The 23,480-nt window shown below is 58.0% G+C and carries 21 protein-coding genes; 9 read left to right on the forward strand and 12 right to left on the reverse strand.

Annotated elements, in window-relative coordinates:
* Positions 1-9: 9 nt before the first annotated feature.
* From Q6A51_RS09715 to Q6A51_RS09755, 9 genes are all read left to right on the forward strand, one after another.
* Positions 10-906 carry a TauD/TfdA dioxygenase family protein gene (locus tag Q6A51_RS09715; protein WP_201018926.1) on the forward strand — a complete coding sequence of 299 codons (897 nt, stop codon included), beginning with the start codon at positions 10-12 and terminating at the stop codon, positions 904-906.
* 16 nt (positions 907-922) lie between these two features.
* Positions 923-1,807: an ABC transporter ATP-binding protein gene (locus tag Q6A51_RS09720; RefSeq protein WP_304574692.1), complete on the forward strand. Its 885-nt coding sequence runs from the start codon at positions 923-925 to the stop codon at positions 1,805-1,807.
* Positions 1,808-1,847: 40 nt separating this feature from the next.
* Positions 1,848-2,714, forward strand: coding sequence for an ABC transporter permease (locus tag Q6A51_RS09725; protein ID WP_201003983.1), 867 nt, complete (start codon positions 1,848-1,850; stop codon positions 2,712-2,714).
* Positions 2,715-2,767: 53 nt separating this feature from the next.
* Positions 2,768-3,787: an ABC transporter substrate-binding protein gene (locus Q6A51_RS09730; RefSeq protein ID WP_304574693.1), complete on the forward strand. Its 1,020-nt coding sequence runs from the start codon at positions 2,768-2,770 to the stop codon at positions 3,785-3,787.
* Between the two features lie 139 nt (positions 3,788-3,926).
* Complete coding sequence (locus tag Q6A51_RS09735) at positions 3,927-4,871, forward strand: RHS repeat-associated core domain-containing protein (protein ID WP_304574694.1); 945 nt, start codon at positions 3,927-3,929, stop codon at positions 4,869-4,871.
* A gap of 14 nt (positions 4,872-4,885) precedes the next feature.
* Positions 4,886-6,127, forward strand: a complete 1,242-nt coding sequence (locus tag Q6A51_RS09740) for an RHS repeat-associated core domain-containing protein (RefSeq protein WP_304574695.1) — start codon at positions 4,886-4,888, stop codon at positions 6,125-6,127.
* A gap of 123 nt (positions 6,128-6,250) precedes the next feature.
* Positions 6,251-7,369, forward strand: coding sequence for an efflux RND transporter periplasmic adaptor subunit (locus tag Q6A51_RS09745; RefSeq protein WP_201018922.1), 1,119 nt, complete (start codon positions 6,251-6,253; stop codon positions 7,367-7,369).
* Positions 7,366-8,436 carry an efflux RND transporter periplasmic adaptor subunit gene (locus tag Q6A51_RS09750; RefSeq protein WP_304574696.1) on the forward strand — a complete coding sequence of 357 codons (1,071 nt, stop codon included), beginning with the start codon at positions 7,366-7,368 and terminating at the stop codon, positions 8,434-8,436. Before Q6A51_RS09745 ends, Q6A51_RS09750 begins: the two co-directional genes overlap by 4 nt.
* A complete protein-coding gene (locus Q6A51_RS09755) occupies positions 8,433-11,474 on the forward strand; it encodes an efflux RND transporter permease subunit (protein ID WP_304574697.1) in 3,042 nt (1,013 codons plus the stop codon). Before Q6A51_RS09750 ends, Q6A51_RS09755 begins: the two co-directional genes overlap by 4 nt.
* Before the next feature lie 176 nt (positions 11,475-11,650).
* Here the strand turns inward: Q6A51_RS09755 and Q6A51_RS09760 are convergent, their stop codons facing one another.
* From Q6A51_RS09760 to tcyJ, 12 genes are all read right to left on the reverse strand, one after another.
* A complete protein-coding gene (locus Q6A51_RS09760; RefSeq protein ID WP_304574698.1) occupies positions 11,651-12,118 on the reverse strand; it encodes a hypothetical protein in 468 nt (155 codons plus the stop codon).
* A 166-nt stretch (positions 12,119-12,284) separates the two neighbouring features.
* On the reverse strand, positions 12,285-12,911 hold the full coding sequence (locus Q6A51_RS09765; protein ID WP_304574699.1) for a class I SAM-dependent methyltransferase: 627 nt from the start codon (positions 12,909-12,911) through the stop codon (positions 12,285-12,287).
* Between the two features lie 64 nt (positions 12,912-12,975).
* Positions 12,976-13,620, reverse strand: coding sequence for a methionine ABC transporter permease (locus Q6A51_RS09770; protein ID WP_201018917.1), 645 nt, complete (start codon positions 13,618-13,620; stop codon positions 12,976-12,978).
* On the reverse strand, positions 13,610-14,731 hold the full coding sequence (locus tag Q6A51_RS09775) for a methionine ABC transporter ATP-binding protein (protein WP_304574700.1): 1,122 nt from the start codon (positions 14,729-14,731) through the stop codon (positions 13,610-13,612). Before Q6A51_RS09775 ends, Q6A51_RS09770 begins: the two co-directional genes overlap by 11 nt.
* Position 14,732: 1 nt before the next feature.
* Positions 14,733-15,521: a MetQ/NlpA family ABC transporter substrate-binding protein gene (locus Q6A51_RS09780; RefSeq protein ID WP_304574701.1), complete on the reverse strand. Its 789-nt coding sequence runs from the start codon at positions 15,519-15,521 to the stop codon at positions 14,733-14,735.
* 92 nt (positions 15,522-15,613) lie between these two features.
* Positions 15,614-16,975 carry an LLM class flavin-dependent oxidoreductase gene (locus Q6A51_RS09785; RefSeq protein ID WP_201018915.1) on the reverse strand — a complete coding sequence of 454 codons (1,362 nt, stop codon included), beginning with the start codon at positions 16,973-16,975 and terminating at the stop codon, positions 15,614-15,616.
* On the reverse strand, positions 16,975-18,168 hold the full coding sequence (locus tag Q6A51_RS09790) for an SfnB family sulfur acquisition oxidoreductase (RefSeq protein WP_304574702.1): 1,194 nt from the start codon (positions 18,166-18,168) through the stop codon (positions 16,975-16,977). The genes Q6A51_RS09785 and Q6A51_RS09790 overlap by 1 nt, the downstream gene beginning before the upstream one ends.
* 24 nt (positions 18,169-18,192) lie before the next feature.
* A complete protein-coding gene (locus tag Q6A51_RS09795) occupies positions 18,193-19,365 on the reverse strand; it encodes an SfnB family sulfur acquisition oxidoreductase (protein ID WP_304574779.1) in 1,173 nt (390 codons plus the stop codon).
* 507 nt (positions 19,366-19,872) lie between these two features.
* Positions 19,873-20,598 (reverse strand): hypothetical protein, encoded by a 726-nt coding sequence (locus Q6A51_RS09800; RefSeq protein WP_304574703.1) that lies wholly within the window; start codon positions 20,596-20,598, stop codon positions 19,873-19,875.
* Between the two features lie 578 nt (positions 20,599-21,176).
* The gene (tcyN, locus tag Q6A51_RS09805; RefSeq protein ID WP_304574704.1) at positions 21,177-21,920 is read right to left on the reverse strand and encodes an L-cystine ABC transporter ATP-binding protein TcyN; all 744 of its coding nucleotides are present in this window, start codon (positions 21,918-21,920) and stop codon (positions 21,177-21,179) included.
* 3 nt (positions 21,921-21,923) lie between these two features.
* Entirely contained in the window at positions 21,924-22,592 is a 669-nt protein-coding gene (tcyL, locus tag Q6A51_RS09810; protein WP_201018910.1) for a cystine ABC transporter permease, read from the reverse strand.
* On the reverse strand, positions 22,589-23,386 hold the full coding sequence (gene tcyJ, locus Q6A51_RS09815; protein WP_201018909.1) for a cystine ABC transporter substrate-binding protein: 798 nt from the start codon (positions 23,384-23,386) through the stop codon (positions 22,589-22,591). The genes tcyL and tcyJ overlap by 4 nt, the downstream gene beginning before the upstream one ends.
* Positions 23,387-23,480 lie beyond the last annotated feature (94 nt).

Genomic DNA, 23,480 nt, shown 5'->3' on the forward strand with positions numbered 1-23,480 from the left:
GGAGCCTATATGTCCGCAGCCGCCCTCGCTTCATCGTCTACCCAAGCCGCCGAGCAACAGTTTGAGGTGCGTCCATTCACCGGCAATGTGGGCGCGGAAATCGTCGGGCTGGATTTGTCCAAAACCCTCAATGACGCCGATTTTGCTCGCGTACACAAAGCACATCTCGATTACCACCTGATCGTTTTCCGCGACCAGCACATTACCCCGCAGCAGCAGATCGATTTCAGCCGCCGTTTCGGCGTGTTGCAGATCCATGTGCTCAAGCAGTTCCTGCTGGCCAACCACCCGGAAATCCTGATCGTCTCCAACATTGTCGAGAACGGTCAGCCTGTGGGCCTGGGTGATGCCGGGAAGTACTGGCATTCAGACCTTTCCTATAAGGAGCTGCCAAGCCTGGGTTCGATGCTGTATGCCCAGGAATTGCCAAGCGAAGGCGGTGACACTCTGTTCGCCGATATGCATCTGGCCTGGGAAACCCTGCCGCAGCATCTGCGCGAGGCGGTCGAAGGTCGTTCCGCTGTTCACAGCTACACCTCCCGCTATCTGGATGGTGATAACGCTGCCAGTTGGCGTCCGACCCTGACACCCGAGCAATTGGCTCAGGTTGCGGAAGTGACGCACCCGATCGTGCGTACCCACCCGGAAAACGGGCGCAAGGCGTTGTTCGTCAGCGAAAATTTCACGACTCGCATCGTGGGTCTGCCGGAAGAAGAAAGCCGCAGGATTCTGACCGAGATCTATGCCCACTGCGCGCGCCCCGAACATATATACCGCCACAAATGGCAGCCGCATGACATGGTCTTCTGGGATAACCGTTCCCTGACCCATCTGGCAGCCGGTTGCCCGACTCATCTGCGACGCAAGTTGTATCGCACCACCATTCAAGGCGATGCGCCGTTTTGATTCAGGGGAATTGGTCATGAATGCTGTAGTGCAAAGCCATACGGCTAGCGAAGGTACGATTACGCAACAGGCCACTCAGCATGCCACTGAGGCCTTGTTGAAGGTTCAGGACGTGAGTATTGAATACCGTACTCCCGAGCGGGTAGTGCGCGCGACCCATCAAGTCAGTTTTGAAGTCGATCCGGCGGATCGCTTCGTATTGCTTGGCCCGTCCGGTTGCGGCAAGTCCACCTTGCTCAAGGCCGTGGCCGGGTTCATTCAGCCCAGTGAAGGGCAGATTCGTCTGACTGGCGTACAGGTCAAGGAACCTGGCCCGGACCGTATTGTGGTGTTCCAGGAGTTCGATCAACTGCCACCCTGGAAAACCGTTATCGAAAACGTGATGTTCCCGTTGCTGGCTTCGCGCACTCTCAAGCGTCCCGAAGCCCTGGAGCGTGCGCGTTATTACCTGGAAAAGGTCGGCCTCAGTGCATTTGCCGACGCTTACCCGCACACCTTGTCTGGTGGCATGAAGGCCCGTGTAGCGATTGCCCGTGCCTTGGCGATGCAGCCGAAAATCCTGTTGATGGATGAGCCCTTTGCTGCGCTCGATGCCTTGACCCGACGCAAGATGCAGGAAGAGCTGCTGGAGCTGTGGGAAGAAGTACGTTTCACACTGCTGTTCGTGACTCACTCCATCGAAGAAGCGTTGGTGGTCGGCAATCGTATCCTGTTGTTGTCCCCTCATCCGGGCCGCGTGCGTGCGGAAATCAACAGCCATCAGTACGACCTGAAAAGCCTGGGCGGCGTCGGTTTTCAGCAGACGGCACAGCGTATTCACCGCTTGCTGTTCAATGAAAACGAAACCGGCGGTCAGGCCGAGTCCGAGCTGAATTTCCAGGATATCCGCATCGCTTATTGAGGCCTGTTCAGCGCCTCAACATGACAACAGAGAACCCGACATGAGCCTTTCACCCCCCGTTCGTGAAGAATACGAAGTCACGCTGGAGCCTTTCACCCAGGAAGATCTGGCGCGTGATATCCCCTTGGCCCAACGCATCTGGCAACTGAGCTGGGTGCGCAAAAGCGTGATCATGGTCCTGCTGGCGGTGCTCTGGGAAGTCGCTGCACGCATCCAGAACAACGATCTTCTGCTGCCCAGCTTTCTGCAAACCGCTGTGGCGTTCTATGACGGCATCATCAGTGGCGAATTGCCGGGCAAGGTCTGGATTTCCCTGACGGTACTGATTCAGGGCTACCTGATCGGCATTGTCCTGGCGTTCGGCCTGACAACCCTGGCGGTCTCGACCCAACTGGGCCGTGACCTGCTCAGCACGCTCACCGCGATGTTCAACCCGCTGCCTGCCATTGCCCTGTTGCCGCTGGCACTGCTGTGGTTCGGGCTTGGGCAGAACAGCCTGATCTTCGTATTGGTGCATTCGGTGCTGTGGGCGCTGGCGCTCAATACCTATGCCGGTTTCCTCGGTGTTTCGGAAACCCAGCGTATGGCCGGTCGCAACTATGGCCTCAAGGGTTTGCGCTTTGTCTGGCACATCCTGATCCCGGCCGCGCTGCCTTCGATTCTTGCCGGCCTGAAAATCGGCTGGGCCTTCGCCTGGCGCACCCTGATCGCGGCCGAGCTGGTATTCGGCGCGTCTTCTGGCAAGGGTGGTCTGGGCTGGTACATCTTCCAGAACCGTAACGAGCTGTATACCGACAAGGTTTTTGCGGGGCTGGCGGCGGTGATTCTCATCGGTCTGCTGGTGGAAAACCTGCTGTTTGCCAACATCGAGCGCCTGACGGTCAAGCGCTGGGGCATGCAGCGTTAAGTGCATGGAACGCTTGGTCTCTTATCGTCTTTCGATTTTTCTGTGAGGGTTTCATGGTTACTTCTTTCAAACGTCCTGCGCTGACCGCACTGGCTGCTGCACTGGGGCTGGCTGGCACTCTGCTCAGCGGCGGCGCGCAAGCCGAAGGCAAGATCAGCATTGCTCAACAATTTGGTATCGGTTACCTGATTCTGGATGTGGTGCGCGATCAGAAACTGATCGAGAAACACGGTAAAGAGCAGGGCCTGGATATCAAGGTCGACTGGAACAGCATTTCCGGCGCGACCGCCATGAACGAAGCGCTGCTGGCCGGTGCGCTGGATGTGGTTTCGGCAGGCGTTCCTCCGATGCTGACCATCTGGGACCGCACCAAGGGCAAGCATAACGTCAAGGCCATTGCCTCGCTGGGCTCGATGCCCAACTACCTGCTGACTAACAACCCGAATGTCAAAACCCTGAAAGACTTCACCGACAAGGACCGCATCGCGGTACCAGCGGCGGGCGTGGGCTTCCAGTCGCGTACCTTGCAGATCGAGACGGCCAAGCAGTTCGGTAACGAGAACTTCAAGAAGTTCGACAACATCTCCGTCAGCCTGGCGCACCCTGATGCTACCTCGGCGCTGATTGCCGGTGGCTCGGAAATCAACTCGCACTTTTCCAGCCCGCCTTTCCAATACCAGGCGCTGGAAAACCCCAACGTTCATAAAGTGCTGAGCAGCTACGACGTGCTGGGCGGTCAGGCCACTTTCAACGTGCTCTACACCACCGAAAAATTCCACGACGAAAACCCCAAGACCTACAAGGCGTTCTACGACGCGCTGGCGGAGGCCGAGAAGATCATCAAGGCTGACAAGACAGAAGCGGCCAAGACCTATATCCGCGTCGAGCAGTCCAAACTGCCGCTGCCGTTTGTAGAAAAAATCGTCTCCGATCCGGAAATCGATTTCACGGTCACGCCACAGCGCACTTTCATCTATGCCGAGAAGCTGCATGAACTGGGCGTGCTGAAGAACAAGGCGGCAAGCTGGAAGGACTACTTCTTCGAAGAAGCCCATGGCGGCTCGGGTAGCTGACAAACCGCCTTCCCGAATGAATTCGGTCCTGCAGCGGAGCGCATTCATTCGCGAGCGTGACTGTCATTTCTACGAGTAGCCAACAGTCACGTGGGGGGGCATTGTGAGGGGCGCATATTGCTCGAAATGGTCCCTCGCCATGTCTCATGGAATCGTCTTGTGTCGCTATGACTACGACCCTCTGGATCGCCTTGCGACTCGCACGCCGCTGGCAGATGCCGTTACTCGCTCTTTCTATAGCGCCGACAGGCTGGCCAACGAAATTCAAGGAGACGAGCAGCGCAGTTTTCTCTATCGGGAGAGTCAACTGCTGGCACTGCAAACGTTAACAGGCCAGCTTCTCAGTAAGACGCTGGCCGCTACTGATCAGCCCGGCAGTGTGCTCGGCACGACAACATCAGGGCAACGCACGGCCATCGCCTATACCCCGTACGGTTATCACGATCCGATCAAGAATCTGCCCGGTTTCAACGGCGAACGCCCAGACCCCGTCACTGGCCATTATCTATTGGGCAAAGGCTATCGTGCCTATAACCCGGTGCTGATGCGCTTCAACAATCCTGACAGTCTGAGTCCGTTTGGCGAGGGTGGCGTGAATCCTTATGCCTATTGCCTGGGGGATCCGGTCAACCACTATGACCCTACGGGGCATGTGTCCTGGCAATTCATCGTCGGCATAGTACTCAGCGTGGCCGCACTGACAGCGGCCGCCGCCACTCTGCTTCCTTCGCTACCTTTCCTGTTATCCGTGAAGGCCGCCCAAGCCGGTTTTTTCAGTGCGGGTAGCCTGTCCACCATGATTACCGGGACGAGTGCGGTGGCAGGTGGTGTACTTGGTGTAACCCGGCAAATCGTGGCTGAAGTCGCCCCCGATTCTCCGTTGCTGGAGCCCATGGGATGGGCCGCTCTGGCGATTGGTGTCGTTGCTGCCAGCACACGGGTTGGTACGGTGATCGCGGCTCGGAATCCGAAGAATCTGGCGAATTTGCAGAGTGCTGTAGCACCGAAGCTACTCAGTAGCGCCCCCATCGAATTGGACGAGATGCCCAGGGCGTTAAGTCCAGCTGCAGTTATTCGGAGCTAAGGATAAATGATGCCATGGCAATTCTCTGCAAATATACCTACGACCCATTAGACCGCGTGGCTTCTTTTACTCCACTTGAGCAGGGCTACTTCAGACGTTTCTACCGTCGTGAACAGTTAGTAACAGAGTTGCACGTTGACAGTTCTCTATCGTTTTTTCGGGCTGAAAAACATCTGTTGGCACAGTACAGGAGTGATGGCAACGGGACCTCCAGTACCCTGATTGCAGGTGATAGGCAAGAGAGTGTCTTATATGCAACGACAGGCAGCCGGCAAGCCGACATTGCTTATTCGCCTTACGGCCATCGTGAGACCGCTTTGTTTGGAGGCTTGCCAGGTTTCAATGGAGAGCAGCCCGATTCTGTGACGGGCCATTATCTGTTGGGTAACGGTTATCGTGCCTACAACCCAGTACTGATGCGTTTCAACAGCCCTGACAGTCTGAGCCCTTTTTCGGGGGGCGGCTTGAATCCGTATGGCTATTGCCTGGGCGATCCGGTCAACCGTATTGATCCCTCAGGGCATTTTTCTTGGCAGGCCGGTCTTGGCTTGGGTTTAAGTATATTTGGAGTCATGGCAAGCATTGCAACCTTTGGTGCAGCCACTCTTTTGGCGGTTGCAGGGGGGGCGACAGGCATTGCCTCGGGGGTAGCCGGTGTTGCGCAGATTGTCACCGAAAAAATGAGCCCAGAGACCAGTTCTGTACTAGGCCTGATAGGGGGCGGGTTAGGTATTGCCTCAATAGGGTTTGGGGCGGCTGCAGGATTTCAGTCAATAGCGAACAGACTTGCAGGAAGCTTTGCGCATGGATTGAGTGGTAAGGGTGCCATCAATGCAGCAAAACAGATGAGTGGTTTAGGGGATTTTCAGGTTTTTGAGGGCGTGCCTCATGTCACTGAGCGAATAGTCAGGATGCTATCTGCCAATGACTTATTGGCGCTTAGCATGGCATCAAGAAGAATCAATGCGGTTGTGAACGGCTCATTGAAGCCTATTGATCAGATGCTCGATGGCATCAAAAGCGCTTCGGCTTTGGAGGGAAGAGCCAATCTGATTCGTACCGCCCGGGATATTGCGTCTGGAAATGCGCCCGGTACGACACCGGCACAGCTTATTAAAACAGGCATAGACCCCCGTGAAATTCCGCATATTACCAATGTTGATGGGTATACAGGTCTAGAGGAAATAAGCGCGAGACATCATTGGTTTGAGGCGGCTCGAGAGCGACAAAGATTGATGCGTGAACGTTTGAAGTGAGTCATCAATCATGCCTCAAGACATCCCCCCTCAAGGAACCCTCCCGCCTGCGCGCAGTCGCATGCTCACGTTCCTCTCTCGTGATATCAATCTCGCATCCTGGCAGCCGTAAAAGGAGTCTGCATGCCTGCTCGTTCTTCTGGACTGGTTATGCTCGGCCTTGCCACGGCCATGACGTTACTGGCTGGCTGCGGCCAGGAAAAGCCGGCAGCACCCGATCTGCCGCGGGTTTATGTTCAGACGGTTAAAACCGCTGACTTTGCTGCCAGCGTTGCCCTGACCGGTGATATCCAGGCACGGGTGCAGACCCGGCTTTCGTTTCGGGTCAATGGCAAGATCATTGAGCGCAATGTGGATGTCGGTGATCGTGTGACGGCCAGACAGGTTCTAGCCCGACTCGACCCCAAGGACCTGCAGATCAATGTCGATTCGGCCCTCGCGTCGGTGGCCGCCGAGCAGGCGCGTGTTACGCAGGCCAGTGCCGCTTTCGTGCGTCAGCAAAAGTTGCTGCCCAAGGGTTACACCAGCCGCAGCGAATACGATTCTGCCCAAGCCGCATTGCGCGGCAGCGAGAGCGCGTTGAAAGCCGCGCAGGCGCAACTGGCCAATGCCCGTGAGCAGTTGAGTTACACCGCACTGGTCGCCGATACGTCGGGTGTGATCACGGCACGTCAGGCCGAGGTCGGGCAAGTGGTGCAGGCGACTGTGCCGATCTTCGATCTGGCCCGTGACGGCGAGCGCGATGCGGTGTTCAACGTTTACGAGTCGCTGTTCGTTCAGCCACCGACTGACCATCCTGTGCAAGTGACCCTGCTCGAAAACCCGGCGATCAAGGTCAGCGGCAAGGTGCGAGAAGTGACGCCGGCGGTTTCGGCACAAACCGGCACCTTGCAGGTCAAGGTCGCGCTTGATCCATTGCCCGAGGGCATGGACCTGGGCTCTGTAGTCAGTGTGGCCTTGAGCGCACCGGCCAATGCCAGCGTCGAGCTGCCGTGGTCGGCCCTGACCAAGGACCTTGGCGAGCACTTGGGCAAGCCCGCCGTCTGGGTGGTGGACGAACAGGGCAAGGTCAATCTGCGCAAGGTTCAGGTCGCTCGTTACCTGACCTCCAAAGTCATCATCGGTGACGGGCTGAAAAGTGGAGAGAAAGTCGTGGTCGCTGGTGGACAGTTATTGCACCCGGACATGCAGGTCGAAATCGCAGATCAACCACAGCAGCACAATGCTCAGGTGCAACCATGAAGCGTCTGTCTTGCCTGTTGTTGGGCGGTCTGTTGTTGAGTGGTTGCGGCAAGGATGAAACACCGCCCGAACCGGTACGGCCGGTGGTCTTTGTCGAGGCGCGGCCTGATTCGCAACTGGAGTTCGGACGTTTCGCCGGCAATATTCAGGCGCGTTACCAGAGTGTGTTGGGCTTTCGGGTGCCGGGTCGGATTGCCCGCCGCGATGTGGACGTGGGCAGTGAAGTGAAGAAAGGCGACCTGCTCGCGACCCTCGACCCGACCGATCAGCAGAATAACGTGCGCGCTCGCCAGGGCGATCTGGCCCGTATCGAGGCGCAGTGGATCAATGCCCAGGCCAATGCCCGCCGTCAGCAGGAATTGTTCGACCGTGGCGTCGGTGCGCAGGCGCAACTGGACAATGCCCTGACCGAGCTGAAAACCACGCGCTCGTCACTGGATCAGGCCAGGGCAGCAGAGCAGCAGGCCCGCGATCAGTTGAGTTACAGCGAATTGCGCAGTGACGACGATGCCGTGGTGACCGAGTGGAGAGTCGAAGCCGGGCAGGTGGTCACTGCCGGGCAGGAAGTCGTGACTCTGGCGCGACCTGATATCAAGGAAGCAGTGATCGACCTTCCTGCTTCGCTGGCCGATCAGTTGCCTGTCGATGTGGTGTTCACCGTGGCCAGCCAGCTTGACCCTCAGGTGAATACCACGGCCACGCTGCGGGAAATCGAGCCGCAACCCGACCGCTCGACTCGCACGCGCCGGGCGCGATTGTCTCTGACTGAAACGCCACAGGCATTTCGGCTTGGCACCGCGATCAGCGTGACCCTCAGCTCGACCATCGCACCGCGCATACGCTTGCCCATCAATGCCTTGCAGGAAACCGACGGCAAAACTCAAGTCTGGATCGTCGACCCACAAAACCAGACGGTAAACCCCAGAGCAGTGAATGTCGTCAGTCGCGAGGATGACAGTTTCCTGCTGGCAGGCGGGGTCAATGCCGGTGAGAAGGTGGTCAGTGCGGGCGTCAACAGCCTCAAGCCGGGGCAGAAAGTCAAAGTCGATGAGGAAAGCCCACGATGAAAGGAAGCTTCAATCTGTCCGAGTGGGCCATCAAGCATCAGTCGTTTGTCTGGTACCTGATGTTCGTCGCCCTGTTGATGGGCGTGTTTTCCTACATGAAGCTGGGGCGTGAAGAAGACCCGTCCTTCACGATCAAGACCATGGTCATCCAGACCCGCTGGCCCGGTGCGACGGTGGATGAAACCCTGAAACAGGTGACCGACCGCATCGAGAAGAAACTCGAAGAGCTGGATTCCCTGGACTACGTGAAAAGCTACACCCGGCCGGGCGAGTCCACGGTTTTCGTGTACCTGCGCGACACCACGAATGCCAAAGAGATACCGCAGATCTGGTATCAGGTGCGCAAGAAGATCGACGACATTCGCGGGCAGTTCCCCCAAGGCCTGCAAGGGCCTGCGTTCAACGACGAGTTCGGCGATGTGTTCGGTTCGATCTATGCCTTTACCGCCGATGGTTTCTCGATGCGTCAGTTGCGCGATTATGTCGAGAAGGTCCGCGCCGACATCCGCGAAGTCCCAGGCCTTGGCAAGGTGGAGATGATTGGCCAGCAGGATGAAGTGCTGTACCTGAACTTCTCCACCCGCAAGCTGGCGGCCCTCGGGCTGGATCAGCGTCAGGTGGTGCAAAGCCTGCAATCCCAGAATGCGGTGACGCCTGCGGGCGTGATCGAAGCCGGGCCGGAGCGGATTTCCGTGCGCACCTCCGGGCAGTTCGCTTCGGAGAAAGATCTGGCGGCGGTCAATCTGCGGCTCAATGATCGTTTCTACCGCCTGAGCGATATCGCCGAAATCACCCGAGGCTACACCGACCCGCCCAAACCGCTGTTCCGTTATAACGGCAAACCCGCCATCGGCCTGTCCATCGCCATGCAGAAGGGCGGCAACATTCAGGAGTTCGGCAAGGCGTTGCATGATCGAATGGACATCTCCACCGCTGAACTGCCGGTGGGTGTCGGTGTGCATAAGGTGTCGGATCAGGCCGAAGTGGTGGACAAGGCGGTGGGCGGTTTCACCAGTGCGTTGTTCGAGGCCGTGATCATTGTGATGGTGGTCAGTTTTGTCAGCCTTGGAGTGCGCGCCGGTCTGGTGGTGGCCTGTTCCATCCCGCTGGTGCTGGCCATGGTGTTCGTGTTCATGGAGTACAGCGGCATCACCATGCAGCGTATTTCTCTCGGGGCGTTGATCATCGCCCTCGGGCTGTTGGTGGACGACGCCATGATTACCGTGGAAATGATGGTCACACGGCTGGAAATGGGGGAAACCAAGGAGCAGGCGGCGACTTATGCCTACACCTCGACGGCGTTCCCGATGCTGACCGGTACGCTGGTGACGGTGGCCGGTTTCGTGCCCATTGGCCTGAACAACAGCTCAGCGGGGGAATATACCTTCACGCTGTTTGCCGTGATTGCCGTAGCGATGCTGGTGTCGTGGATCGTGGCCGTGCTGTTTGCGCCGGTTATCGGCGTGCATATTCTGAGTAGCAACATCAAACCCAAGTCCGAAGAGCCGGGGCGCGTGGGGCGGGCGTTCAACAGCAGCATGCTGTGGGCCATGCGTCATCGCTGGCTGGCGATTGGCATTACGCTACTGCTGTTCGCGTCGTCGCTGTTTTCGATGCAGTTCGTGCAGAACCAGTTCTTTCCGTCATCGGACCGGCCTGAAATTCTGGTCGACCTGAACCTGCCACAGAATGCCTCGATCAACGAGACGCGCAGAGTGGTGGACCGGTTTGAGGCCAGCCTCAAGGACGATCCCGATATCGAGCGCTGGAGCACCTACATCGGCCAGGGCGCGGTGCGTTTCTATCTGCCGCTGGATCAGCAACTGGAAAACCCGTTCTACGCCCAGTTGGTCATTGTCAGCAAAGGGCTGGAGGAGCGTGGTGCCCTGACTGCACGCCTGCAAAAGCGCCTGCGCGATGAATATGTCGGTATCGGCTCCTATGTGCAGCCGCTGGAAATGGGGCCGCCGGTCGGGCGTCCGCTGCAATATCGCGTCAGTGGCGAGAACATCGACAAGGTTCGCCAGCACGCCATCGAACTGGCCACGCTGCTTGGCAAGAACCCTCATGTCGGTGAAGTGATCTACGACTGGAACGAGCCGGGCAAGGTGCTGCGCATCGATATCAATCAGGACAAGGCGCGGCAGTTGGGGTTGTCCTCCGAAGACGTTGCGCAACTGATGAACAGCGTGGTCAGCGGCTCGTCGGTGACGCAGGTGCGCGACGATATCTACCTGATCAACGTGGTAGGACGTGCCGAGGACGCCGAGCGCGGCACACCGGAAACCCTGCAAAACCTGCAGATTGTCACGCCTGCCGGAGCCTCGATTCCGCTGCTGGCCTTTGCCACGGTGGGTTACGAGCTGGAGCAGCCACTGGTCTGGCGGCGTGACCGCAAGCCGACCATCACCGTGAAAGGTGCGGTGCGCGACGAGATTCAGCCGACTGACCTGGTCAATCAACTGAAGCCGGAAATCGACAAGTTCGCCTCCGCATTGCCTGTGGGCTACAAGGTGGCGACCGGCGGGACGGTGGAAGAAAGCAGCAAGGCTCAAGGGCCGATTGCCAGTGTCGTGCCGTTGATGCTGTTCCTGATGGCGACCTTTTTGATGATCCAGTTGCACAGCGTTCAGAAGATGTTTCTGGTGGCCAGTGTCGCGCCGCTGGGGTTGATCGGCGTGGTGCTGGCGCTTATCCCGACCGGAACGCCATTGGGCTTTGTCGCGATTCTGGGTGTGCTGGCGCTGATCGGTATCATCATCCGCAACTCGGTGATTCTGGTGACCCAGATCGATGCCTACGAGCAAAGCGGCTACTCGCCATGGAATGCGGTGGTCGAGGCCACCGAGCACCGCCGCCGGCCGATCCTGCTCACGGCGGCTGCGGCCAGCCTGGGCATGATCCCCATCGCACGTGAAGTGTTCTGGGGGCCGATGGCCTACGCGATGATCGGCGGCATCATCATCGCCACCTTGCTGACCCTCTTGTTCCTGCCAGCCCTGTATGTGGCCTGGTACCGGATCAAGGAGCCCGCGTAGATTAATGCCGATCAGTCATGGCAATACACAAACTTGTAGGAGGCAGCTTGCTGGCGAAAAAGGCCTGAAAACCGGCAGATATTCTGTGTCTGTACGTGAAGTCGCCAGCAAGCTGCATCCCACAAAGTGATTTATGACCTTAACTGGTCAGCAATACTCTCACGGCTTGTCCCGCGTCAGCCGATATCGCTTTCAACCAGGCTGAAGTCGCCAAACCGCACAGGGCTCATGGCCTGGCTGACGCCTGGAGAGCTGGCGGATATGGCCGGGCGAGGGGTCGATACGTTCAGGAAGCAGGAAGTCAGATCGTCCTCGAAATACATATTTACCGAGAAACGCTGCCAGTCCGCTGTCGCCATGCCGGTGACAGGCGAAACCATTATTACACCGTCAGCCCTGAAGCCTCCGACACTGACCACAAACGAGGCGTCCTCCACGGCTGCATCTGCGCTGAGTGCGTCAAACTCGATAAGCAGGGCCTTGCCCGGCAAGTCCGGCAGGACCTGGCTGATATTGGTCGCAACCGGTAACAGGATGCTTTGTCCGAAGCCGTAACGCTCAAGGCCGGGGTCAAAACCCACTGGCCCTTTCCAATAGTTGAAATCGTCTTTGAAATTGCCGTTCTGAATATATTGAATTGCCATGATCATTTCCTTGATCGATTAACATTCGGGTCCGATTAATTGGGTGCGAACACCTTTTTCTGGAGCTCATCCTAAGCGCCATGCTGCTGCGCTGATACTGACAAAAATGCCAGTCACGCAATGCACGCAATAGGAGTTGAATGCTTTCGTCAAGTCGATGGCGTGCTCAATTTCTGCGCCAGACACTCGCCAGCCAGGGCTGCTGCTCCCTTGGCAAACCAGCCGGTCGATAGTAGTGCTCAAGCTCTGCAAAACCCGCTTCGTTCAGCAGTTCGCGCCATGATTCCAGATCGTGATACGAGCCATAGCGTTCGCCTTTCCAGCCTTCCTGGTTCTGGCCCCGTGGGTTGGAGCTGAAGAGTACGCCGCCCGGCTTGAGGGTGGTGTGCAATTGACGCAGGACTTTGGGCAACTCCTGGCGGGGCACATGAAACAGCACTGCATTGGCAAATATGCCGTCGAAGCGAGCGGCGGGGAGGTCCAGCTCCAGGAAGTTCTGTTGCAGCACTTCGCATCCACTGTCAGCGCGAGCCATTTGCGCGAAACGTTCGCTGCCGTCCAGGCCGACGGCAATGTGCCCCATGGCGCTGAAGGTTTTCAGGTCACGGCCCGGTCCGCAGCCAAAGTCCAGAATCTGCCAGGGCGTCGGCGCCTGGATATGTCGCAAGAGAGCGGCAATATTCTGGCTGACGTCGTGATCGCGGGTGCCTTCACGGAAGTCTTCGGCCACCTGGTTGTAATGGCCGACGGTAATGGCGGTGATTTGGGCGAGGTCTTGGGCGTCGAGCTTCATGGCGAGCGGTTGTCCGGGCAATGGAGGTCGTCAATATACCTCCAGCCCGGTGCGAAGCAATTACTCAGCGTTTGTTCAGAACCCGCGCCAGCCGGTCGCCACCCAGTTGAATGGCGGCAACCAGCACCACCAGCAATACGATCACGGTCAGCATGATCTGTGTGTCGAAGCGCTGATAACCGTAGCGGTAGGCAATATCGCCCAGCCCGCCGGCACCGATGGCACCTGCCATGGCTGATGAGTTGATCATCGTGACGATAGTGATGGTGAAGCCACCGACGATACCCGGCAACGCTTCAGGCAGCAGCACATGCCAGACGATATGCCAGCGGCGGCAGCCCATGGCTTGTGCGGCCTCGATCAGGCCATGATCGACCTCGCGCAGGCTGACTTCGGCAATGCGGGCGAAGAAGGGGGTTGCTGCAATGGTCAGCGGCACCACGGCCGCCCAGACACCATAACTGGTGCCGACGATCAGGCGGGTGAACGGGATCAGCGCGACCATCAGGATCAGGAACGGGATCGAGCGAAACAGGTTAACGAAGGCGCCCAGCACCTGATTCAGTACCGGTGCTTCGTAGATGCCGCCCTTGGAGCTGGTAACCAGAATCACCGCCATCGGAATGCCCAGCAGCAGGGCTACGAATGAGGATACGCCGACCATCATAAAGGTATCGAGCACGCCTTGCAGCAAACGATCAACCCACATAACCCAGTACCTCCGCTTGGGGCGCATGTTGACGTGCGCGAGCCAGCAATTCGTCTCGACTGTGTGGCGAACGGGTAATCGACAGGATCAGATGCCCGACGGCACGCTCCTGAATACGCTCCACGCCACCTTGCAATAACTTCACATGACCACCGAGGGCTGTGAATAATGCAGCCAGGTCCGGCTCTTCGGCACTGACGCCGGTAAAGCTCAGGTCCAGCAGCAACGCGGCGTCCGGGTGAGCCGGTTGCGGTGCCAGGCGCTCCAGCAAGGCTTTCGGCAAGCCGAGTTGCAGCGGCGCGAGCAAGGTCTTGCTCACCTCATGCTGCGGGTTGCCAAACACTTGCCACACCGGGCCTTGCTCGACCACCTGGCCTTTTTCAAGCACCACCACACGGTTGCAGATATCACGGATCACCGACATCTCGTGGGTGATCAGCACGATGGTCAGGCCCAGGCGCTGGTTGATCTCGCGCAGCAGGCCCAGGATCGATTGAGTGGTTTCCGGGTCCAGCGCCGAGGTCGCTTCGTCGCACAGCAGGATGGCCGGATCGTGTACCAGCGCCCGGGCAATACCGACACGCTGTTTCTGCCCGCCGGAGAGCTGAGCCGGGTAAGACTTGTGCTTGTCCTGCAAGCCAACCAGCTCCAGCAATTCAGTGACCTTGCGATGGCGTTGCTCTTTGGGAACGCCTGCGACCTTGAGTGGCAGCTCGACGTTCTGCCACACGGTCTTGGCCGACATCAGGTTGAAGTGCTGGAAGATCATGCCGATGCGTCGGCGCAGTTCTACCAGCTTGTCTTCATTGAACTCGCCAATGTCCACCTGATCGATCAGCACCCGGCCGCTGCTGGGTTGTTCCAGGCGGTTGATGGTGCGGATCAGCGATGACTTGCCTGCACCGCTGCGCCCGATGATGCCGAAGATTTCACCTTTCTGGATCGCCAGTTCGATGTTGCTCAGCGCTTGCACCGGGCCTTGCTGGCCGTGGTAGGTCTTGCCCAGGTTGCTGAAGCGCACATGGGCGTGATTCAGGTCCGGGTGCAATTCGGCCTGGCTGGCCGAATGTCCGGGAGCGGTCGGCTGTTGCCGTTGCGCGAGTGCGTTCATGTCATTCCTTCCAGCCCGGCTGGTAGAGCTTGCCGTTGACCTTGTCCAGAGAGGCGCGCACCACCGGGGAGTGCTGATAGATATCGACGAACTTTGCCAGGCGCGGATCGTCCTTGCGCTCAGGCTTGATCACGAACTGAATCACGTATTCCGGGTGATCCAGGCCGTCGAACAGAATGGCCGAGTCGGCCGGGAAGGTCTTGGCCAGGCGGATATAGGCCGGGTAGCCCTGGACCAGATCGGCATCATCGTAGGCGCGAACCAGTTGCACGGCTTCGACCTGAATGATCTTGATCTTCTTCGGGTTGGCGGTGATGTCTTCTTCGGTGGCTTTGTAGCCCACGCCTTGCTTGAGGGTGATCAGGCCAGCCTTGGCCAGCAGTTGCAGGCCGCGACCGCTGTTGATCGGGTCGTTGGCGATGGCCACTGTGGCGCCAGCAGGCAACTCATCGAAGCTTTTGTACTTCTTGGAGTACAGCCCGACGTTATTGATGATGCCTGGCGCATAGGACACCAGGTTGTAACCGGCGGCCTCGTTGGCGTTGGTCAGGAACGGGATGTGCTGGAAGTAGTTCACATCGATATCACCGGCCGCGAGGGTGACGTTGGGGGCGATCCAGTCGGTGAACTCCACCAGTTCGACCTTCAGGCCTTGCTTGGCGGCTTCTTCTACAGCAGCTTCCAGCGGGATGGCGAAAGCGGCGGTGGTGCCGACTTTCAACGGCGCATCAGAGGCGTGAGCGGTGAGGGTCAACAGGCTCAGGGCCAGTGCGATAAAAGGTTTTTTCATGGTGTTGTCCGTTGTTTTGAAAAATTTGGGGAGCGTGTGGTTAGCCTTTTCGCGAATGAATTCGCTCCTGCGGGGATTGTGTAGGAGCGACTTCAGTCGCGAAGTCGGTGTCTTGATCCGGCATGGTTGTCTGGCAGGTGTGCATTGCCTTCGGGAAACAGCTTCTTGCGCAGGCTGCCGTCTTCATAAGCGGTCTTGTACGAGCCACGGCGTTGCAGTTCGGGGATCACCAGGTCGATGAAGTCCACATAGCTTTCCGGGGTGACGATGCGGGTCAGGTTGAAGCCGTCCAGACCGGTTTCCTCGATCCAGGATTCCAGTTCGTCCGCGACCTGTTCAGGCGAGCCGACCAAGGTGATATAGCGGCCGCCCAAGGCGTGCTGGTCGAGCAGGCGCTGGCGGGTCCAGTCGTTGTTCTTGAGGTTTTTCGTCGCGGACTGGATGGCGTTGCTTTTCACATACTGAATAGGCTCGTCCAGTTCGTACTCGGCGAAGTCGATGCCGGTTGAGGCCGCGAAATGTGCCACGCCGGCTTCGGCACTGGCGTAGCTGCGGTATTCGGCGTATTTCTCCCGGGCAATGGCTTCGGTGGCTCCGACAATCACGTTCAGGCCCATGAACACCTTGATGCTGTCGGGGTTGCGTCCGGCGGCTACGGCGCTGGCGCGGACCTTGTCCACTTGCTCACGTGTCGCGGCCTTGTTCTGGCCGCTGATGAATACGCATTCGGCATTCTGTCCGGCGAACTGCAAGCCTCGTTCCGAGCTGCCAGCCTGAAACAGTACCGGCGTTCGTTGCGGTGACGGTTCGCAGAGGTGATAACCCTCCACCTGATAGAACTCGCCCTTGTGCCGAACCTTGTGGACCTTCTCTGGCCGGGCATAGATGCGCTGTTCGCGATCATTGATGACCGCGCCGTCCTCCCAACTGCCTTCCCAGAGCTTGTACAACACCTCCAGGTATTCGTCGGCCTGATCGTAGCGGCGGTCATGTTCGACCTGCTCGGTCAGGCCCATGGCTCTGGCCGCGCTGTCGAGATAGCCGGTGACAATATTCCATCCCACCCGGCCACGGCTCAGGTGGTCCAGCGTCGACATGCGTCGCGCGAACAGATAAGGCGTTTCATAGGTCAGGTTGGCAGTGAGGCCGAAGCCCAGGTTTCTGGTGACTGCTGCCATGGCCGACACCAGCAGCAACGGGTCGTTGACCGGTAACTGGATCGACTCCTTGAGGGTGACGTCCACCGAGTTCTGATACACGTCGTATACGCCGACGATATCGGCGATGAACAGCCCGTCGAACAGGCCGCGCTCCAGCAGTTGTGCCAGCTCGGTCCAGTATTCGAGGGTCTTGTACTGGGTGGAGTTGTCCCGTGGATGTGTCCACAGCCCATGGTTGATATGGCCGATGCAGTTCATGTTGAACGCATTGAGCAGGATTTTCTTCTTGGCCATCAGATGGTCCCCCGGCGTGGAGGGTTGATCTCATTGAGGTAGTAATTACCGATGGCGTGATACTTCCAGCGCACCGGATCATGCAGGGTATGTACGCGGGCATTGCGCCAGTGACGGTCCAGCCCGTGTTCGGCCAGCGTCGACTGGCTGCCGGCCAGTTCAAACAGTCTGCTTCCTGCTTCCAGAGAAATTTCCGTGCTGATGGCACGGGCCTCGGCTACGGCGATGGATGCAGCGGCCAGGGTCTGGTCGTTGCTGTCGGCCTGGGCTGTGTCCAGATACTCGCCAGCCCGTTCGAGCAAGGCTTCGGCTGCATGCAGGCGGATGCCCAGCTTGCCGAAGCTGTGCAGGGTCAATGGGTCGTCCACGGCTTTTTCCAGGCCGGAGTCGATCCACGGGCGTGTGCGAGTGCGCACGAATGCCAGCGCGTCCTCAAAGGCTGCACGGGCAATGCCGGTATCGATGGCCGCATGGAGAATCTGCGCCAGCGGGCCGACTGTGGTCGGGCGCTCGAAAGCGCTCTGGAACGGGATGACATCCTCGGCGCTGACATACACATTTTCAAACACCACCGAACCGCTGCCGGTGGTGCGCTGGCCGAAGCCGCTCCAGTCGTCGATCACTTCAAGACCGGCGCTGTCGTGAGAAACGAAAGCCAGTTGCTGAATGCCTTGGTCGTCAATGACTGAGGTCGGAATCCGCTGTGCGTACAGCGCTCCGGTGGCGTAGAACTTGCGACCGTTGATGCGATAACCGTCGCCATCACGCTCCAGACGTGTGGTGCGCTCGCTGGCGGTTTTGGTGCCCAGTTCTGCCAGAGCATTGCCGAAGCGTTTCCCGGCCAGCACTTCGGCATACAGGCGTGCCTGTTGCCGTTCGCTGCCATTCACGCGCAGCACTTCAAGGGCGTAGAAGTGGTTCTGCGGGATCTGCCCCAGCGAGCCGTCAGCCTGGGCGATTATCTGTACGACCTTGGCCAGGGTGACATTGGACACGCCCGCGCCACCAAAGGCTTTTGGCACACTGATACCCCACAGGCCGGACTGGCTGAACAGGTCGAGTTCGGGGTTAGGCAGACGGCGTTCGCGGTCACGCAGGGCACTGTCGGTGGTGAATGTCTGCGCCAGTTCGCTGGCCACTTGCAGGGCCTGCGCGTCACTGGTGATCACGACAGGGGGTGGAGTGAAGCTCATAACGATGTTCTCCAGTTGTCTGGTTCAAATCCAGGAGTGGCGTGCGGGCAGGGTGCCGTTCAGATGCCAGGCGCCGACGGCGTAGTATTTCCAGCGCACCGGGTCATGGAGGGTGTGGACGCGGGCATTGCGCCAGTAGCGGTCGAGATTGAACTGCGCCAGGGTGGCGCGGCTGCCAGCCAGCTCGAACAGCTTTTCACTGGCGAGCAACGAGATTTCCGTGGTCAGTACCTTGGCGCGGGCCACTGCAATGGAGGCGCGGGCTGCGGAGTCTTCGTCGATTGGCGCAGCATTCACTTCGTCGAGGGCCTGGGCGGCCTTGCGTAAGAGGGCTTCGGCGGCATGCAGGTCGAGTTTCAGCTTGCCGATATCAGCGATGACATAAGGGTCGTCACTGGCTCGCTCGACGTTGGCATCGACCCATGGACGAGCACGCTCGCGCACAAAGGTGATGGCCTCGTCGATGGCCTCGCGAGCGATACCTGCATCAATGGCAGCTTGAATCAGTTGTGAGACGGCGCCCTGAATATTCGGAGTCAGCGCCAGGCGCCAGTTGTCGACCACGTGCTCGGCTTCCACCGGTACGTTATTGAGCAATACCGTGCCACTGGCCGTGGTGCGCTGGCCGAAGCCTGACCAGTCATCGACGATGCTCAGGCCTGGCGCGCCGCGTTTCACGAAGGCCATGACCTGCCGTCCTTCGTCGTCCAGGGCCTTGACCGCTACCCAGTGGGCGAACAGGGCGCCAGTGGAATAGAACTTCTGGCCATTGATGACAAAACGGTCGCCGTCGGCAGTGATGCGTGCCTTGAGTTCCAGCGTGTTTTTCGTACCCCGCTCGGGCCCGGCATTGCCGATGCGCCAGCCATCGAGGACGCTTTGAAACAGGGACTTCTTTTGCTGTTCGTTGGCACCGTCCTGCAGCAGATGAAGGATGCCGAACTGGTTCTGCGGGATCTGCCCGAGTGCAGGGTCGGCGGCCGAGATGATCCGGAATACTTCGGCAATGGTCACGAAGGAAACCTGCGGGCCGCCATAAGCCTTGGGAACGGAAATGCTGCCCAGCCCGTTACGGGTGAACTGCTCGATTTCCGACCAGGGCAGCCTGCGTTCCTGATCCCTTCTGGCTGCATTCAGGCGTGCGATGCCTGCCAGCTCATGGGCGGCGGCAATGGCCTGGGCGTCGTTGTGCAACACCTTGGCCGGTAGTAGCAAGGGCGCAACATCTGGCTCTTGTGGAGCCGAGGTGTGCTGGGCAGTGTTTTTAGGTAATGCCCTGGTGTTATCCACGGGGGTAATTGTGAAAGAAACCATCGGAACCTCGTTACGGGGGCGCCGCCCAAGGGGCAGCAAGAAAACATCACGATGTCCGGTGGTCCGGTTTATATACCCTAATCTTGTATCAATTTTTTTAAAACGTGCTTTTTGGAATAAGCATAGATGGCAAATGTTGGCGATTCAGAAGGCGCTGGCTGACCCCTTGGGTGGCGTCACAAGTACTGACTTGTCAGTCAGGCCATGTGGAAATATTACTCCATGTTAGTTGTATGTATTTATATGTGTTTTTGTAATGAGTGGATGAACAGGTTTTCATCATTCAGCACTCTTTCAGAAAATAGAGTGTATGTGAAAGACGCCAGCGGTCCATGATCAGAGTCCGAATCATGTAAGGCTGGCGTACAGTAAGATAGGCGTTATTCAACATCACCGGACAAGTTCACCTGAAGTCCGGATTTTTATTTCGCGTGGTGGTGCCCAAAGCGAGTTGTTTCCTACACGGTCAATGACACAATAAGTAGCCTCCAGTTTTTCGCAGCCTGCTTCGCGTATCAATGTTGCAGGTACGACCAGATCGATGGGCTCCCCAATGTCTTCGAGAGTCAGAGGTGGCAGATCCATGCGCAGGTCACCCCAGCGCAGGGTGATTTCGTCATGGGGAGCCATGTTCAGGTAGGGCTCGATCGTGATCGGTAGTCCGCTGTTCATGTGCCTGCTGCTCAAGCCGCGACGTACGACCGAAGGTGGCAGGGACAACGGAGCCAGCCCCTGGTTTTCTTCCTCGATGGGGTCCAGCAACTGACCGCCAGGTGCATCCAGCTTGACCCATATCTTGCGGGTGGGCGAGGTGACAGGAGCCCCGCCCACTTTCATCATCTTGTAATAGGTACGTGCCTTGCCGTTTTGCAGAAAGCTTTCCGGTACACGCAGGGCGATGTTCTGATCGATGTCGAAGGCCGTAAGGATTTTCGACGCGACGTAGCAGCCATCCCAGAACAGTTCGATCAGGTCACCTTCATCCATATCGTTATAGGGATGAATATGAACCATCAAATGAGACGCTATCCGCACCCCGATGCCGTGACGGCTGGCCTGGGGAATGAAGGGGGGTGAAAGCTTCGAGGAAGCGGGGTTGCAATAGGTGTGGCTCATGTCCGAATACTCTTGGTTAACAGAAGTGCCAGTAACGGGTTGTTATCGCCTGTGCGGTTTTTCTGTGGTCGCATGGTCTGAAAGTATGAGTTGATAAGTACCTTGAAGTTTGGAGCTGTGGCAAACATTGCAAGGTGTTGTAAGAACGTACTTGAAACTTGCAGTGATGCCATATCTGTTATTTGGAGTGAGCTAATGGGTTTTGTGTGCGAGTGTCAATATGCGAATGGAGGGCGATGAGGGGCTTTTGAAAAAATAGATAATTCCTACATCGATATACCGAGGCTGTTTACTTTTAAACAAACTAACGTCCTACTACAAAGATGTGCCCTGTAATGTTCGTTACATGAACAACAACTACCTGATGAGCAGGCGCAGGAGGGAGATTTGTGCGTGTCGGGGCAGGATGAAGGGCTGATCGTGAGGCGGGGAGTGTTCAAGAAATCAATTCGATATTTTTCCCGGGCTTTGAGGCGTTCACCTGCCAGGGATGTTGATCGATCAATTCGTGTGGAAATGTAATGTCGGCAAAAGCAGCGCCATCGGGACGCTGCTTGTGTGGTGGGCTGCTTTCAGGGTCAGGTTCTGGTGCGTTCCAGAAATTGCCTGGTACGTTCTTCCTTCGGGTTGGCGAACAAGGCCTTGGCTTCTCCTTGCTCAACGATCACGCCCTTGTCGATGAAAATCACCCGGTTGGCGACATCCCGCGCAAAGCTCATCTCGTGGGTGACGATAACCATGGTGCGGTTTTCTTCGGCCAGTGCCCGAATGGCCGTCAGCACTTCGCCGACCAGCTCCGGGTCCAGCGCAGAGGTGGGTTCGTCGAAGAGGATGACCTGGGGTTCCATTGCCAATGCCCTGGCAATCGCGACCCGTTGCTGCTGCCCACCGGACAGACGACGCGGATAGGCATCTTCCTTGCCCGACAGCCCGACCTTGGCCAGCAGCTGCCGGGCCAGAGCAATGGCCTTTTCCCGGTCAACCTTCTTGACCACCACCGGGCCTTCGATGACATTTTCAAGCGCCGTTCGATGGGGGAAGAGGTTGAAGTTCTGGAACACAAACCCGACCTGCTGGCGCAACTGGCGGATCAGGTTCTGTTGCTGGCTCAAGGTGCGACTGCTATCAATCTGGATGTCACCTACCTTGATCGTCCCGCTGGTGGGTGTTTCAAGCAGATTCAGGCAGCGCAGCAACGTGGTTTTCCCCGAGCCGCTGGGGCCGATGATTGCCACGACTTCCCCGGCTTCAATGCGCAGGTCGATGCCCTTGAGCACTTGCTGGCCCTTGAACTCCTTGGTGAGGTTTTCAACCACGATCATGCTTCAAGACTCCAGATCATGCCGATTGACCCTCGCTTCGAGACGGTTTTGCAGGTGCGCGAGCAGCGATGCAAGGACCCAGTAGATCAGCGCGGCGGCAAGGTACATGGTGAAGATTTCAAAGGTTCGGGCGGTGATCAGTTGTGCCTGACGGAACAACTCCGGCACCTGAATCGTAGCGGCCAGGGCCGTGTCCTTGACCAGAGAAATGAAACTGTTGCCCAGCGGTGGCAGGGCAGTACGTGCTGCTTGCGGAAGGATCGCCCGACGCATGGTCTGCCAGCGGGTCATGCCGATACTGGCCGCCGCTTCCCACTGCCCGCGCTCTACGGCACCGATGGCAGCGCGCAGGATTTCACAGGCGTAGGCAGCCATGTTCAACGAGAAACCGATCAGCGCTGCAGGCAGCGGGTCCAGTTCGATTCCCAGTTGAGGCAGGCCGTAATAGATCACGAACAATTGCACGAGCAGCGGTGTGCCACGGAAGAACGACACGTAGATACGTGCCGTCCAGCTCACCAGCTTGAAACGCGACAGGCGCATCAGTGCCAGGCCGAAGCCCAGCAGCAATCCGAAAAACATCCCGCCAAGACTGAGAATGACCGTGTAGTACGCGCCCTTGAGCAGAAAGGGCGCAGAGTCTGCTACGAGTTTCAGACCCTCTTCGATCATTTGGTCACGTCAGCGTTGAAGTACTTTTGCGACAGTTTGCCCAGAGTGCCGTCGGCACGCAGCTTGTCGAGTGCCTTGTTGATGGCGTCCAGCAATTCAGGCTCGCCCTTGCGCAGGGCAATACCGGATTCCTGGCGGGAGAACGGAGCACCCGCTACACCAAAGGCATCCTTGGTCTTGGCTGCAATTTCCAGAGCCGCCAGACGGTCGACCAGAATGGCGTCGATACGGCCTACGCGCAGGTCCTGGAACTTGGTCGGATCATCGTCGTAGGTCTTGACGATGGCAGTCGGGACGTTGGTCTTGATCCACTGCTCATAGTTGGTGCCCAGACCGACACCGACTTTCTTGCCCGCCAGATCCTGAGGGGTCTTGATAGTGTCTTCGTTTTTCTTCTGGGTCAGCGCCTGAAGACCGGAGATGGTGTAGGGCTGGGAGAAGTCGTACTTCTTCTTGCGCTCGTCGGAAATGGTGACCTGGTTGATCACCAGATCCAGACGCTTGGACTCCAGAGCGGCGAGGATGCCGTCCCATTTGGTCGGTTGCACCTTGGCCTTGACGCCAAGTTCCTTGGCCAGAGCCTCGGACAATTCGACCTCGAAGCCGGTCAGCTTGCCGTTTTCGTCCACGAAGCTGAATGGCGGATAAGTGCCTTCCAGACCCACATTGAGGGTACCGCTGTCCTTGATCTTTTGCAGTTGTTCGCCTGCCATGGCTTGCCCCGCAATACCGGTGCCGAGCACCAGGCTCAGAGCCGAGAAGAGAAACGTGCGACGAATAGCGGAAATGTTCATGCGAGCCCCTTGTTTGTATGAGATGTCAGGCAAGTCAGACCTGGCGACAGCGTGTGGCGGTCGCGAATATAAATCGAGTTGCTTATAAACAAAA

The sequence above is a fragment of the Pseudomonas serbiensis genome (genome assembly GCF_030580745.1).
GTDB classification, from domain to species: domain Bacteria; phylum Pseudomonadota; class Gammaproteobacteria; order Pseudomonadales; family Pseudomonadaceae; genus Aquipseudomonas; species Aquipseudomonas serbiensis.

What these genes read in the sequence shown, in the direction of transcription:
- Q6A51_RS09765 (WP_304574699.1), bottom strand. Translation starts at nt 12,911, where the DNA reads ATGAAGCTCGACGCCCAAGACCTCGCCCAAATCACCGCCATTACCGTC.
- Q6A51_RS09745 (WP_201018922.1), top strand. Translation starts at nt 6,251, where the DNA reads ATGCCTGCTCGTTCTTCTGGACTGGTTATGCTCGGCCTTGCCACGGCC.
- Q6A51_RS09725 (WP_201003983.1), top strand. Translation starts at nt 1,848, where the DNA reads ATGAGCCTTTCACCCCCCGTTCGTGAAGAATACGAAGTCACGCTGGAG.
- tcyL (WP_201018910.1), bottom strand. Translation starts at nt 22,592, where the DNA reads ATGATCGAAGAGGGTCTGAAACTCGTAGCAGACTCTGCGCCCTTTCTG.
- Q6A51_RS09760 (WP_304574698.1), bottom strand. Translation starts at nt 12,118, where the DNA reads ATGGCAATTCAATATATTCAGAACGGCAATTTCAAAGACGATTTCAAC.
- Q6A51_RS09770 (WP_201018917.1), bottom strand. Translation starts at nt 13,620, where the DNA reads ATGTGGGTTGATCGTTTGCTGCAAGGCGTGCTCGATACCTTTATGATG.
- Q6A51_RS09790 (WP_304574702.1), bottom strand. Translation starts at nt 18,168, where the DNA reads ATGAGCTTCACTCCACCCCCTGTCGTGATCACCAGTGACGCGCAGGCC.
- tcyN (WP_304574704.1), bottom strand. Translation starts at nt 21,920, where the DNA reads ATGATCGTGGTTGAAAACCTCACCAAGGAGTTCAAGGGCCAGCAAGTG.
- Q6A51_RS09720 (WP_304574692.1), top strand. Translation starts at nt 923, where the DNA reads ATGAATGCTGTAGTGCAAAGCCATACGGCTAGCGAAGGTACGATTACG.
- Q6A51_RS09730 (WP_304574693.1), top strand. Translation starts at nt 2,768, where the DNA reads ATGGTTACTTCTTTCAAACGTCCTGCGCTGACCGCACTGGCTGCTGCA.
- Q6A51_RS09755 (WP_304574697.1), top strand. Translation starts at nt 8,433, where the DNA reads ATGAAAGGAAGCTTCAATCTGTCCGAGTGGGCCATCAAGCATCAGTCG.
- Q6A51_RS09740 (WP_304574695.1), top strand. Translation starts at nt 4,886, where the DNA reads ATGGCAATTCTCTGCAAATATACCTACGACCCATTAGACCGCGTGGCT.
- Q6A51_RS09785 (WP_201018915.1), bottom strand. Translation starts at nt 16,975, where the DNA reads ATGGCCAAGAAGAAAATCCTGCTCAATGCGTTCAACATGAACTGCATC.
- tcyJ (WP_201018909.1), bottom strand. Translation starts at nt 23,386, where the DNA reads ATGAACATTTCCGCTATTCGTCGCACGTTTCTCTTCTCGGCTCTGAGC.
- Q6A51_RS09715 (WP_201018926.1), top strand. Translation starts at nt 10, where the DNA reads ATGTCCGCAGCCGCCCTCGCTTCATCGTCTACCCAAGCCGCCGAGCAA.
- Q6A51_RS09775 (WP_304574700.1), bottom strand. Translation starts at nt 14,731, where the DNA reads ATGAACGCACTCGCGCAACGGCAACAGCCGACCGCTCCCGGACATTCG.
- Q6A51_RS09800 (WP_304574703.1), bottom strand. Translation starts at nt 20,598, where the DNA reads ATGAGCCACACCTATTGCAACCCCGCTTCCTCGAAGCTTTCACCCCCC.
- Q6A51_RS09780 (WP_304574701.1), bottom strand. Translation starts at nt 15,521, where the DNA reads ATGAAAAAACCTTTTATCGCACTGGCCCTGAGCCTGTTGACCCTCACC.
- Q6A51_RS09750 (WP_304574696.1), top strand. Translation starts at nt 7,366, where the DNA reads ATGAAGCGTCTGTCTTGCCTGTTGTTGGGCGGTCTGTTGTTGAGTGGT.
- Q6A51_RS09735 (WP_304574694.1), top strand. Translation starts at nt 3,927, where the DNA reads ATGTCTCATGGAATCGTCTTGTGTCGCTATGACTACGACCCTCTGGAT.